The 12531-nt window shown below is 45.6% G+C and carries 12 protein-coding genes; 6 read left to right on the top strand and 6 right to left on the bottom strand.

The window, feature by feature from the left end; all coding sequences use genetic code 11:
- Positions 1 to 70: 70 nt before the first annotated feature.
- The gene (locus QUA77_RS22560; protein ID WP_333452615.1) at positions 71 to 1012 is read right to left on the bottom strand and encodes a P-loop NTPase fold protein; all 942 of its coding nucleotides are present in this window, start codon (positions 1010 to 1012) and stop codon (positions 71 to 73) included.
- A gap of 472 nt (positions 1013 to 1484) precedes the next feature.
- A complete protein-coding gene (gene gltD / locus QUA77_RS22565; RefSeq protein WP_333452616.1) occupies positions 1485 to 2969 on the bottom strand; it encodes a glutamate synthase small subunit in 1485 nt (494 codons plus the stop codon).
- Positions 2970 to 3486: 517 nt separating this feature from the next.
- On the opposite strand from gltD, the gene QUA77_RS22570 reads away from it, so the two are divergent.
- The 4 genes from QUA77_RS22570 to QUA77_RS22585 all read left to right on the top strand — a co-directional run bounded on the left by QUA77_RS22570 (position 3487) and on the right by QUA77_RS22585 (position 8245).
- Positions 3487 to 4518 carry a sulfate/molybdate ABC transporter ATP-binding protein gene (locus QUA77_RS22570; RefSeq protein ID WP_333452617.1) on the top strand — a complete coding sequence of 344 codons (1032 nt, stop codon included), beginning with the start codon at positions 3487 to 3489 and terminating at the stop codon, positions 4516 to 4518.
- A gap of 220 nt (positions 4519 to 4738) precedes the next feature.
- Positions 4739 to 6685, top strand: coding sequence for an ATP-binding protein (locus QUA77_RS22575; RefSeq protein ID WP_333452619.1), 1947 nt, complete (start codon positions 4739 to 4741; stop codon positions 6683 to 6685).
- 156 nt (positions 6686 to 6841) lie between these two features.
- The gene (cysE, locus tag QUA77_RS22580; RefSeq protein ID WP_445302098.1) at positions 6842 to 7573 is read left to right on the top strand and encodes a serine O-acetyltransferase; all 732 of its coding nucleotides are present in this window, start codon (positions 6842 to 6844) and stop codon (positions 7571 to 7573) included.
- A gap of 87 nt (positions 7574 to 7660) precedes the next feature.
- On the top strand, positions 7661 to 8245 hold the full coding sequence (locus QUA77_RS22585; RefSeq protein ID WP_333452623.1) for a Crp/Fnr family transcriptional regulator: 585 nt from the start codon (positions 7661 to 7663) through the stop codon (positions 8243 to 8245).
- A 343-nt stretch (positions 8246 to 8588) separates the two neighbouring features.
- On the opposite strand, the gene QUA77_RS22590 is transcribed toward QUA77_RS22585, so the two are convergent.
- Positions 8589 to 8822: a hypothetical protein gene (locus QUA77_RS22590; RefSeq protein WP_333452625.1), complete on the bottom strand. Its 234-nt coding sequence runs from the start codon at positions 8820 to 8822 to the stop codon at positions 8589 to 8591.
- 110 nt (positions 8823 to 8932) lie between these two features.
- On the opposite strand from QUA77_RS22590, the gene QUA77_RS22595 reads away from it, so the two are divergent.
- Complete coding sequence (locus QUA77_RS22595) at positions 8933 to 9370, top strand: Rrf2 family transcriptional regulator (RefSeq protein ID WP_333452626.1); 438 nt, start codon at positions 8933 to 8935, stop codon at positions 9368 to 9370.
- A gap of 18 nt (positions 9371 to 9388) precedes the next feature.
- Positions 9389 to 10369 carry a cysteine synthase A gene (cysK, locus tag QUA77_RS22600; RefSeq protein ID WP_333452629.1) on the top strand — a complete coding sequence of 327 codons (981 nt, stop codon included), beginning with the start codon at positions 9389 to 9391 and terminating at the stop codon, positions 10367 to 10369.
- Between the two features lie 139 nt (positions 10370 to 10508).
- Here cysK and QUA77_RS22605 read toward each other — a convergent pair whose 3' ends face one another.
- The 3 genes from QUA77_RS22605 to QUA77_RS22615 all read right to left on the bottom strand — a co-directional run bounded on the left by QUA77_RS22605 (position 10509) and on the right by QUA77_RS22615 (position 12520).
- Positions 10509 to 11303 carry a sulfite exporter TauE/SafE family protein gene (locus tag QUA77_RS22605; protein ID WP_333037791.1) on the bottom strand — a complete coding sequence of 265 codons (795 nt, stop codon included), beginning with the start codon at positions 11301 to 11303 and terminating at the stop codon, positions 10509 to 10511.
- 304 nt (positions 11304 to 11607) lie between these two features.
- Positions 11608 to 12111 (bottom strand): hypothetical protein, encoded by a 504-nt coding sequence (locus QUA77_RS22610; protein WP_333452631.1) that lies wholly within the window; start codon positions 12109 to 12111, stop codon positions 11608 to 11610.
- 172 nt (positions 12112 to 12283) lie between these two features.
- Positions 12284 to 12520, bottom strand: coding sequence for a hypothetical protein (locus QUA77_RS22615; RefSeq protein ID WP_333037787.1), 237 nt, complete (start codon positions 12518 to 12520; stop codon positions 12284 to 12286).
- Between the last annotated feature and the right edge of the window lie 11 nt (positions 12521 to 12531).

The following is a 12531-nucleotide window of genomic DNA, read 5'->3' on the forward strand; positions in this document are numbered from 1 at the left end:
ACCTCTTTGAACAAAACTTGATATTTTTTATTATATCATATTAGTTGTTTGTGTAATTAATTTTGTTTGACTACTTAGCCATAGCATTTAAGCTAACTTCATTGTAGTTTAAGTCACAGCTATCTCGATTAAATTCATAAATATTGACCATCGGGACAATGTGAGGACAGTCAAAATTCTTGACGGCATTTTGAGACGAGTACAGAGCTCCCAGCGGAACTGTATAAATCATCGTACAGTTCAGTTCTTGAAGTTGGGCGGCATAGTCAAAAAATAAATGGTTTGCCACCTTGGGAGGAACGCGGTCTAAATTATCAAATATAATTAAAAAACCTTTATAGTTAGGAAACTTTTTACGCAGCTTTTTGACAGCATCATTTAACAGCAAGTTGATATCGGCTTTCAATCTAGAAATATCTTTTTCTAAAGTTTGGCGAATTGTTTTTTTCTGCTTATCAGAACCTTTGATTTGTGCCAGTAATTTGACCAACAACTTCGCTAAAAATGGAGCTTCCGGCCCCAAAGTTGCTTCTCCTTCGATGCTGATGGAACTTTCAACGGTTCGTTCTGTTTCTTCGGTGACATCCTTAAACCAAGCCTCAAAATTATCCATCAGTCGAGAATCTAATTTCAGCCCCAGCCGGCGCATTTCAAACTCAACTCGCTTAATGGCAATTAAATAGAAATCTGTATAACCGACATCATTAATATCTGTCTCCTCGTTGACTTCCAGATAAATGACGCGATAATCTTTTTCCCACTCTTTTTGAATTCGCTTCAATTCGGTACTTTTGCCAGAGCCGCGATGTCCGGTAAACAGGATTGTGGTAAACTGTTCTGGTTCTTGACAGTCTAAAATGTTACTGACACCTGCGATCGCTTCGGTTTTGCGAACATCCGATAAATCAACATAATAGCGATCGAGATCTGCACCTTCTAAGGATTGGAGAGGATTACAGACTTGATAGGCAGTTTTGAGGGTAGTGGCGCGGTTGATAGGATGAGTAGTCATAAGTTTTTAATTTAGTAGATTTGTTGCAGCAAACCTGAACAATGTATCAAATTTATGTTGTTTATGTACTTGTATTTTAGCAAAATAGGTTCGCAGTCAGGACTTTAGTCCTGAGAAAAGAAAGGACTGAAGTCCTGACTACAAACTAATGCGTAATATACCAGTTTTCAGCCGAGTGAAGTACAGGTTCTCGGGTAGGGAAACGGCACTGCCGTGTCTTTGCTCCGGTCAACAAAGGCGTTAAACCCTCAGTCCGGCAGGGGTTTCAACCCCTGCCTCAAAACTAAATTCCTCTTAAGAGGAGTGAGAAAAAGACTTGTAAACTGATTAGTCCTCTTCAGAGGACTTTCGCTATTAGACAGGGAATTCATTCCCTGGCGGACTGCCGGGTAGGCGGGAGGACTGGCGGACGAAAAGCTTAAGTTGACACGCCTTGGGCACGGCGCCGTCTCCCTACTGTAAATCCTACCAACTAAGGCAAATCAGTGCTCCCCATCAGATAAAGGTCGCACTCCCGGGCCACGCCCCGCCCTTCGTTAATCGCCCAAACCACCAAACTTTGTCCCCGGCGACAGTCACCAGCCGCGAAAACTCCCGGAATGCTGGTTGTATATTTTTCGTGCTCGGCTTTCACATTGCTGCGCGCGTCCCGTTCCAATCCCAGCGCATCCAGCAAAGGCTGTTCCGGGCCGAGGAAGCCCATCGCTAGCAAGACAAGCTGTGCGGGCAAAACTTTTTCGGTGCCCGGGATGTGGTTCGGAATGAACTGCCCTTTCTCGTTTTTCGCCCACTCCACCTCAACGGTGTGCACAGCTTTGACATTGCCGTTTTCGTCGCCCTCGAACTTTGTCGCCGTGGTGAGATAGCCGCGGGGGTCGTCGCCGAATTTGGCTGCTGCTTCTTCTTGGCCGTAGTCGAGGCGGTAGACTTTCGGCCATTCGGGCCAGGGATTGTTGGCCGCCCGTTCTGAGGGCGGTTTCGGCAGGATTTCTAGCTGTACCAGGCTTTTGCAGCCGTGGCGAATGGAGGTGCCCACGCAGTCGGTGCCGGTGTCGCCGCCGCCGATGATCGCGACATCTTTGCCTTCGGCGGAGATGAAGTTATCGTTGGTGCTCTTGTCTAAAACTGCTTTGGTGTTGGCAGTTAAAAAGTCCATTGCGAAGTGGATGCCTTTTAATTCCCGGCCGGGGATGCCCAAGTCGCGGGGTTTGGTGGCGCCGGTACAGAGCACAACTGAGTCGTATTCTTTTAGCAGTTGTTCTGCTGGCAAGTCTTTGCCGACTTCGGTGTTGCAGACGAATGTCACGCCTTCGTCTTCGAGGACTTTGAGGCGGCGCATTACGACTTGTTCTTTGTCTAGCTTCATGTTGGGGATGCCATACATTAGCAGGCCGCCTGGTCGATCGGCTCTTTCGTATACTGTTACCCAATGACCGGCTTTATTTAGTTGCGCGGCGGCGGACAAACCTGCGGGCCCGGAACCGATGACGGCGATTTTTTTGCCGGTGCGTTTGGCAGGTGGTTCGGCGGTAATCCAGCCTTCATCCCAGCCTTTATCGATAATTGCCGCTTCGATGTTTTTAATCGTCACCGGCGGGTTGTTGATGCCGAGCACGCAAGCGCCTTCGCAGGGGGCGGGACAGACGCGGCCGGTGAATTCAGGGAAGTTGTTCGTTTTGTGGAGTCTGTCTAGGGCTTCTTTCCACAGTCCGCGATATACTAGGTCGTTCCATTCGGGGATGAGGTTGTTAATCGGGCAGCCGCTTGCCATGCCGCTGATAATTGTACCCGTGTGGCAAAACGGAATGCCGCAATCCATGCAGCGCGCGCCTTGGGTGCGGAGTTTGTCCTCATCCATCGGCAGGTGAAATTCGTCCCAGTTGTGGACTCTTTCGACTGGTGAGAGTTCGGAGGGCAATTCGCGCAAGAATTCGATAAAGCCTGTTGGTTTTCCCATAGTGGTGTTCTGGTTAGAATTTACTATTCTGTCAGTTTCTCAAAGGTGAAGCTGGCTGGCTTCTGAATTAACTATTGTGATCTAAATTGTGTGCGATCGCACCTCAGATTGAGCAATTCCTACCTGAAATCTTCAATATCGCCGGCAGTCGGGGAATTGTCGGCAGACCTAAAATATAGAGCGACAGCAAAGAAACCGGGTTTTTTACGCGGATTAAAGGTTTTAAAGGTTTTGATGCAGTATTTTCGTCCATCCAACCCGGTTTCTGCGTAATTTCAGCATTGCTTATTCTGGGACGATCGCATTTACCGCTACAGCCACATCTCGAAACGCTGACGGTTTAACTCGAACGGCCCGCCAGCCTCAACTTTGAAACGTAGTCCCCATCAGGAGGGCATCGAGATCCTATACAAAAAGTTACAGACCTTGCAAAATATTATTTTCAGGATATACTACTGTAAATCTGTCAGATAAGCGGAGTTTACTTTTTTAACTCCAAAAATAGGTAAATAGACTCATGAGCATTACAGTTCAGAACGTATCGAAACACTTCGGCTCCTTCCACGCAATTGACAACGTGAATTTGGAAATTAAAAGGGGATCTTTAGTCGCGCTGTTGGGGCCTTCCGGTTCCGGGAAATCGACTCTGCTGAGGATGATCGCGGGGCTAGAACCGCCGGACAGCGGTCAGATTTACCTGACTGGTGAAAATGCTACTCATCAGTCGGTGCAGGAACGCCATATCGGTTTTGTGTTTCAGCACTACGCTTTATTCAAACACATGACTATTCGGAAAAATATTGCTTTTGCGATGGAAATTCGCAAAGTTCCTAAAGGTTCTATTAGCAGGCGGGTTGAGGAACTTTTGGATTTAGTTCAGTTGACAGGTTTGGGCGATCGCTATCCTTCGCAACTTTCTGGGGGCCAGCGGCAGCGGGTTGCTTTGGCGAGAGCTCTAGCAGTTCAACCAAAAGTGCTGCTGCTAGACGAACCTTTTGGAGCATTAGATGCTAAAGTCCGCAAAGAATTGCGATCGTGGTTGCACAACCTTCACAAAGAAGTTAACATCACCACAGTTTTTGTGACTCACGACCAAGAAGAAGCTATGGAAGTAGCCGATGAAATTGTGGTGATGAACAAAGGTAGAGTCGAACAAGTTGGCACTCCTGCTGAAATTTACGACAAACCTGCATCAGCTTTTGTGATGAGTTTTATTGGGCCTGTCAATGTGCTGCCGAATGCTGCGGGTTTGTTCGCCAGCAACGCCACAACGGCTCACAATAACGGAGCAGCCCATTCTGATTTAGTGTTTTTGCGCCCCCACGATGTGGAAATTCAAACTAAGCCGCAGTCGGGTTTTGCATTAGCAACAGTCAGTCGCATCATTCATTTAGGGCGGGAAATACAAACCGAGTTACTGTTAGAATCGGAGCAGGTAGTAACAGCTTACGTGAGTCGCGAGCGCTTCGATTCTCTACAGTTAACGCGAGATCAGCAGGTTTACGTCAAGCCCAAACACGCCATGACTTTTCCTGCCTATTCAATTTAAATCAGCGACTGCATCTTACTCAAAATACTATCCGGGATCTTCTACAAAACACTGCTCCCACATCGTTACCAGGCTCGTGCCTGGTAATGCTGTCTCGTGGCTCTAAATCGGAGGCAGAGCCTCCTGAAATTCATTCCCAGGCAGAGCTTGAGAACGAGAAAAACGAGAAATCCCAGGCAGAGCCTGAGAACGAGAACTAGAAAAAAGATAGGTGAAGAATATGACTGCTAACAAATTCAAGAATTTAGCAACTAGCACTTTACTTAGTTATCGCCGTTACATCCAGGCAGGATTAACACTTTGTGCAGGATTAGGATTGTCTGCGATCGCCTCTTCAGTTGCGTACAATTGGGAATACAAATCCATGCAAGCCGAACTGCAAGACCGGCTGGACAAAATAGCTACAGACATTCAGAGAGATGTTAGCGGCAATTTAGAAATAATTCGGGCGGTGGGAGCATTTTACAGCGTATTTGACGGCGTTAAAAAGCCCGAAATTAATACATTTGTTGGTCCTGCCCTGTACCGCCATCCGAGCCTGAAGGCGATCGCTTGGCTGCCCAGTGTTTCTGACTCTCCGCAATTCCTGACTGATGAAATAGATTTAGGTTTAGATTTGACTGCTAATCGGCTAGCGTTAGAAAAAGCCGTCAAAAGACAAGAAATTATCGCGACTGACCGCCAAAAATGGTCTTCACAAAATCAACCAAGCGTCTTCGTATTTTTGCCAATTTTTAGTCAAATTTCTGCTGACGACACCGGCGGCGAATGGTCACAAAAATTAACTGCTAGAAATCCAGAAAATTTGAAAGGTTTTGCATTGGGAATTTTGCTCGTTGATGCTATTGTTAAGTCAGCTTTACAGGAAACTCAACTCAACTTTGTTAATGTGTATCTTCAAGATGCTATGGCTCCTGAAGCAGAAAGATTTCTCGCCTTTTATGAAGCAAAGACTAAAAGGATCGTCACCGACGAAAACATTAAAAATCAACTCCAAATTGGGGAAAGAGCTTACTGCCCGGATGGCAGCAGTTGCACCCGCATTCTCAATATTGAAAATCGCAGGTGGTTGCTGCAACTGCGACTAACGCCAGAGTACATTAATCCTCTAAGATTTTGGCGCTCTTTGACTGTTTTAGTTTTGGGGACAATCTTAACTTTGGCGGGGACACTTTATCTAATGAGCTTGTGGAATTATACCGCTTTAATTGAAAAAATAGCAGCAGAACGCACGGCTAAATCTCAAAGGCTAGAACAAACTTTGCAAGAGTTGCAGCAAACTCAAAGCCAATTGATTCAGCAGGAAAAAATGTCTAGTTTGGGTTTATTAGTTGCTGGTGTTGCCCACGAAGTGAACAATCCTATTAGTTTTATTTACGGCAACATCCACCACGCCAGCGCATATACTAGCGATTTGTTGGAGTTGGTAAAACTCTACCAAAAACAATATTTACACCCTCCCTCTGAAATTTCCGAGTATTTAGAAAATATTGACTTTGACTTTCTCAGCAAAGATTTGCCGCAACTGCTATCTTCGATGAAAATAGGAGCAGATCGCATTGTTCAAATTGTCAAATCTTTGCGGAATTTCTCTCGTTTAGACGAAAGCGAAATGAAACCTGTCAACATCCATGAAGGCATTGACAGCACTCTGCTAATTCTGCAAAGCCGCCTGAAAGCTACAGGCGATCGCCCGCCGATCGAGATTGTTAAAAACTACGGCAATTTACCTTTAGTAGAGTGCTATGCCGGACAATTAAATCAGGTGTTTATGAATATTCTGGCTAATGCGATCGACGCCCTTGAGAGTTACAACTTCGATCGCGGGCCCAAAGCAGCGAAAGCCAATCCGATCGCGATCGCCATAACCACAGAATATTCAATCCCTGACAAAATAATTGTGCGGATATCTGACAACGGCCCCGGTATGGCAGAAAATGTCAAAAAACGGCTGTTCGACCCCTTCTTTACGACGAAACCGGTCGGAAAAGGGACAGGATTGGGACTGTCCATCAGCTATAAAATTGTCGTAGAAAAGCACAAGGGTGCGCTGCGCTGCGATTCGACACCGGGATTGGGGACGGAATTCTCGATCGAGATTCCGCTGCGGCAAGAAGTCAAACAAGCTGTACCGTTTGTTTCGCGGAAAATATCGGAGGCAGCTTAGAAAGGGCTGGGGAAAGAAAATTTTTTTCAACTAAACTACTGTAATTCGGTCGGGTTATAGTATTATATGTAAGAATGCCAAAACCAATACTGCTTTATGCAGCTTAAACCGTTGGCACTGCCGATACTGTATAACCCAAACACGGCGAGACTAAATATGTTCAGTGACTTGCAAATTATTTACGAACGCGACCCCGCGGCCCGCAACTGGCTGGAAGTATTATTTTGCTATCCCGGACTGCAAGCACTTTTTTTGCACCGGATAGCAAACTGGCTTTATTCCGCTGGCCTGCCGTTTGTACCGCGCTTGATTTCCCAAGTAAGTCGCTTTTTAACAGGTATTGAGATCCACCCAGGAGCAAAAATTGGTAGGGGGGTGTTTATCGACCACGGCATGGGGGTGGTAATTGGCGAAACTGCGATCGTTGGAGATTATGCTGTAATTTATCAAGGAGCCACCATTGGCGGCACGGGTAAAGAAATAGGAAAACGGCATCCGACGCTGGGAGAAAATGTAGTTGTGGGAGCCGGTGCTAAGGTTTTAGGCAATATTCAAATTGGCAATAATGTTCGGATTGGTGCGGGTTCGGTAGTGCTGCGGGATGTCCCTAGCGATTGCACAGTTGTGGGAATCCCCGGCCGCATTATCTCTCGGAAAAAGCAGGTGGAAGATGCTTTAAATTCTCAAGGCTTACCGGATTTGGAAGCTCAAGCTATTCGAGCTTTGTTCGATAGAATTAAGGATTTAGAAGAGCAGGTGGATTTTTTAAAATCTCAATTATCTCCGCTCAAAACAACTCAATCAGAGCAAGCCGAGGTCGAAAAACATGAATTATTTCTGTCTTCGGATTTATTCATTACACAGTTCTTAGATGGTGCAGGAATCTAGTAAAGCTTTAATTTATATAGATTTTTGCCAGCCACACTATCCTGCTGTCATTGGACAAACTAACTTTTATTCTTTCAGTAACTGGCTATGACTATTGCTTCTCTTTCCACTAAAACTTTTGATGAAACGAGCAGACATATATTTTCTCGTCGCTCGCACTTGCCCAACAGAAGCAATGCTCTGTGGCGAATTGAAAGTGGAGTAGTGCGAACTGTAACGTGGCTTGAAGATGGCACAATTATCACCTTGGGATTGTGGGGGCCTGGTGATACGATCGGCAAAGCGATATCAAAATGCGATCCTTTTCAAATTGAATGCCTCACTAAAGTGGAGGCAATTTTACTATCGGGCGATCGCTGGCTAAATAGAGATATTTTGCTCAATCACATTCAGCAGGCTGAAGAATTTATGGTAATGCGAGGTTACAAAAGAGTTGATTTTATGCTCTATCAACTATTAACTTGGCTGGCTAAGAGGTTTGGTTCTGAGGTAGAGCAAGGACATTTGATCGATATGATTTTAACGCATCAGGACATTGCAGAAATCATCGGTACAAGTCGCGTAACTGTCACTCGCACCTTGGGTCATTTTGAGCAGCAAGGCTTGATCGATCGTCTGCCACTCCACCGGATTATTCTGCAACCTTCTGAGGTGTGGCACTACGAAATATAAAAGGTTATTAACTGTTAATATTTTACGAGCGCCGATGTAGGTGATAGGAATGCGGTGCAAAAGAATTTATTTGGTGACAATGCGATATTAGAGCCAATTCAGAGTTTTCTAGACAACAGATAATTTGTATCGAATTGGCGTTAATTAAGTTTTCTCATCGACTCGTCAATAAGTTCAAAAGCAAAGGCGACGATCGCACTTGCTTTTTTCTTTGTGTTGATTTCTTTCTTCTCACTGCCGACAGATGCGATATCTCGCACCTGTTGACTACCCTTAAGTAGGTGAGTATGAATAAACTTAACGATGAGACAGCATATATCCGCCTACCTACTTAACAGTTACTTTAAGGGGGCGGTATTGCCTTTAATATACTCGCTCCCTGCAACATTTGAGACTCTCCTGCTCTACCCGCTTCTGGCCCTTCCCAAGACGGTGCAAAGGGTGGAACCAAGAAGGGGCAAGCTTTCCACCCACCCTGTACCCCCACGCCGAGGATCAGGCAGTTTCCGCCCCTGTGCCCGTGCTGCTCGTAATACCGACAATGCCGACAGCTTAAACCTACATTTACGTTGCTCACGGGATTTCTCCAACCGTTTTTGTAATAAAAATATACTAACACCTGTATACCTACCGGAATTATGTACTATTATATAATGTACAATTTAAACTCGATCGCCAGTGGGGAATGTGGAACTATCTTCTAGAGTACAATATGCCCTGTTAGCGCTCTTGGAACTGGCGAGCCACTACCCGAAGGATTCGCCCCTAACAGTAAACGAACTTACTGCTTCTCAAGAGATACCGGAACGCTATCTAGACCAAATTCTTGCCGTGCTGCGGCGTGCAAGTATTGTCCAGAGTCTGCGGGGTGCTAAAGGCGGTTATTTGCTGGCGAAAGAGCCCTGGCAGATTACTTTGCTAGAGGTGTTTTCGACTCTCGAAGGCGACGGCAGTGGCCCGACCCAAAAAGTTTCGGAATCTGTAACAATAGAAAAAACTGCGGTGCTAGAAATATGGCAGGAAGCTCAACAGGCATCTTGGTCTGTTTTGGGGAAATATACATTACAAGATTTGTGCGAACAGCGGGATGTTCGCAAACAAGCACATCCCATGTACTACATTTAAATGGAGAGAAATTAAGCCATGAGAATTGCTAAGGATGTTACAGGAATAATTGGCAGAACTCCTTTAGTTCAGCTCAATACAATTCCCCAGTCCGAAGGAGTAGTTGCTCAAATTGTGGCCAAATTGGAAGGGATGAATCCGGCTGCTTCGGTGAAAGATCGGATTGCAGCGAGCATGATTCAGGCGGCAGAAGATGCGGGTTTAATTCAACCGGGTAAAACTATTTTAGTTGAACCGACTTCAGGCAATACTGGAATTGCTTTGGCAATGATCGCAGCGGCGAAAGGGTACAGTCTGATTTTAACGATGCCGGATACGATGAGTACGGAACGCCGATCGATGCTGAAAGCTTACGGAGCTCAGTTGGAATTAACTCCGGGACATGAAGGGATGTTAAGCGCGATCGCCCGTGCGGAAGAAATTGTAGAAGAAACCCCCGACGCTTTCATGCTGCAACAGTTTCGCAACCCCGCTAATCCGAAAATTCACCGGGCAACCACGGCCGAGGAAATTTGGGAAGATACAGAGGGTAAAGTAGATTTTTTAGTTGCTGGAGTTGGCACCGGCGGTACGATTACTGGAGTTGCTGAAGTAATTAAACCGCGAAAGTCTAGTTTTAGGGTAATTGCAGTTGAACCCGCAAGCAGCCCCGTGCTTTCGGGAGGCAAATCTGGTGCTCACAAAATTCAAGGGATTGGTGCAGGATTCATCCCGGAAGTGTTGAAACCAGAGTTAATTGATGAGGTGATCGCAGTTAGCGACGCAGATGCGATCGCGTACAGCCGCCGACTTGCCAGAGAAGAAGGATTGTTGTCAGGAATTTCTGCAGGCGCCGCTTTGTGTGCCGCAATTGAAGTCGGCAAGCGTCCCGAAAATGCTGGAAAATTGATAGTTTTTGTGCAGCCTTCTTATGGCGAACGCTACCTCAGTACAGCCTTGTTCAAAGATTTAGAATTGCCGACGATCCGCGAACTCGAATCATTAGTCAGCAATTATTAAATTGTAGTAGGGGCGAGCTTCATTACAGCGACATTGCTATCAGCTTAACCCGAAAGACCGCCAGGGAATTAATTCCCTGGCGGAATGCACCGAAAGCGCATATTTGTTGACCGCAATACTCCTGACCTTACCCTACTTTTCAGACTTGATACAACTTCCAACTAGCCATCGCCAACATTCCGTAAATAACAAACTTTAGCGGGCGTTGAGGCATAATTTGGCAGAATTTAGCACCTACCAAAACTCCCGGCACCGAACCCAACCAAATTGGCAATACTAAACTCCAGTCTACTGTTCCGAGGCTGAGGTGTCCCAGAGATGTAAACATCAACAAAATTGCCGCCTGGGAAATATCTGTACCCACCAATTTAGAAGTATCCAGGCGGAAAAAAGCTATCAGCAACAGTGCAAACATCGAACCGGAAGACACGCTAGTGATTCCCACTATGCAGCCTAAAATTGCTGCCGCACTCACAGTACAAATACGGCCATAATTAGTATTTAAGTCCCATTTTGGGGTCGCAGGCAATTTAAACTTAGGGAAAAATGTTTTGACCACTAATTGGGTCAGCGATAAAGCGACAATTAGGGCGATCCCTACTCCAAGAACACGCAGCAATATGCTGTCTAAGTCCTGACTGCCGCTGGATTTGATGCAGTGTAAAATCCACACGCCAGTCAGCGAACCGGGCACGCTACCCAAAGCCAGCCACTTAACTATTTGCAAGTCGAGGGTCTTTTGCTGCCAGTGTTTGAAGCCACCAACAACTTTCATCAGTGTAGCAGCTACGACATCCGAACTAATAGCAATTGATGCTGGAATTTGGAAAACAAAAATTAACATTGGGGTGATGAGCGAGGCTCCGCCAACTCCGGTCAAACCAACGATAATGCCCACAAAAAAGCTGAGAAACGATAGTAATAAGTAGTTCACGGTTATGCCCAAAAACTGTGTATTTAAGCGCTGCCAACCAACAAATAGATAACTTGGGCGGCTAGAACAACACAGCTACACAGGCTAAATATCACTTGCATTTCAATATGCGTTGCCAGGAGTTTTGCTTTTTAACGCTTGAGATTTACCGCCTCTTAAGCTACAAAAAACTTGGTAAAAGTAAGTAAATGCAAATCAATCCAACTACAAAAATTGTAGTGTAAAAGCTCCCTGATTTTCTTATATGTACCTGTGTAACTGATGAAAAACCCTGGATTCATTTATGGGGTTTATATTCGGCGTTCTACCTTGAAGTGACGAGCGTCACAGGTAAAGCCGAGGTGAGTTTAACCGACTGCTGGCCGGCAAAGAAATCGGGAGTTTCGAGAACATTAAAATGAATCAATGCCACAATGACAACAGTGAAGGCGGTTGATGATACTAAACCCGTCAATAACTCTTTTTTGAGGTTTTTGTCCTTGGGTTTGTCGGCAAAAACATCTAAAGTTCCTAGCTGCATCAACAGAATTCCCACAATATTGGAAAGCCAGTAGCCGACTATTGTGCAAGGAAACAGTAAATCTGCGGAAAGCCAACTACAGATATACCCAAAGGCGTAGGCAATTGGCAGATTGAAAAATATGTCGTTCCACCAACACAGGGGTGATAGCAAATATCCAATTGCCAGAAGCAACCCGCCTCGGATCTTTTTAAACCAGACTTCGTTAAAGCCCTTAGCTTCTGGCAACTGTTGGGTCAGTTGTCCTGCAAGCTGGTACTCTTCAATGACTTTTTTAGCGTTTTCCACGTTAATAGCTCATTACTCGATCGACTTACCGTAGTTTAACAGCCCAAATCAGTTATGTCTAGTAAGTCGATAAAGTTACCGTATTTCCGGGGCGATCGGCTAAATCTAGTTTTTTCCCGGTACAAAAATATCTATCCGGGAGAGGTTGTTGAGAATGCTGGCTGGTGATGATTTAAGCGCCGATCGAGAAATTGAAAGCTTCAGGCAAATGCTTGACAGTTTGCCAAAGATATGCAGTATCGATGCCCCAGTAATATTGCAGGTAAACGAGCAAAAGCCCGATCGCGACTGTCACGCCCAGCAATTTAGGGACTATTTTCGCGACAGTCTCCAGCACTACGAATGCTGCCCAGATAGCAGCACCTAAGATGAGAATGGAAGCGATCGTGGCAACTGTATCGCTGTTCATAATTAACTCCT

The organism is Microcoleus sp. K5-D4 (assembly GCF_036704575.1).
In the GTDB taxonomy this organism is placed as follows: domain Bacteria; phylum Cyanobacteriota; class Cyanobacteriia; order Cyanobacteriales; family Microcoleaceae; genus Microcoleus.

What these genes read in the sequence shown, in the direction of transcription:
- cysK (WP_333452629.1), top strand. Translation starts at nt 9,389, where the DNA reads ATGAGAATTGCTAAGGATGTTACAGGAATAATTGGCAGAACTCCTTTA.
- QUA77_RS22560 (WP_333452615.1), bottom strand. Translation starts at nt 1,012, where the DNA reads ATGACTACTCATCCTATCAACCGCGCCACTACCCTCAAAACTGCCTAT.
- QUA77_RS22615 (WP_333037787.1), bottom strand. Translation starts at nt 12,520, where the DNA reads ATGAACAGCGATACAGTTGCCACGATCGCTTCCATTCTCATCTTAGGT.
- cysE (WP_445302098.1), top strand. Translation starts at nt 6,842, where the DNA reads ATGTTCAGTGACTTGCAAATTATTTACGAACGCGACCCCGCGGCCCGC.
- QUA77_RS22585 (WP_333452623.1), top strand. Translation starts at nt 7,661, where the DNA reads ATGACTATTGCTTCTCTTTCCACTAAAACTTTTGATGAAACGAGCAGA.
- QUA77_RS22570 (WP_333452617.1), top strand. Translation starts at nt 3,487, where the DNA reads ATGAGCATTACAGTTCAGAACGTATCGAAACACTTCGGCTCCTTCCAC.
- QUA77_RS22575 (WP_333452619.1), top strand. Translation starts at nt 4,739, where the DNA reads ATGACTGCTAACAAATTCAAGAATTTAGCAACTAGCACTTTACTTAGT.
- gltD (WP_333452616.1), bottom strand. Translation starts at nt 2,969, where the DNA reads ATGGGAAAACCAACAGGCTTTATCGAATTCTTGCGCGAATTGCCCTCC.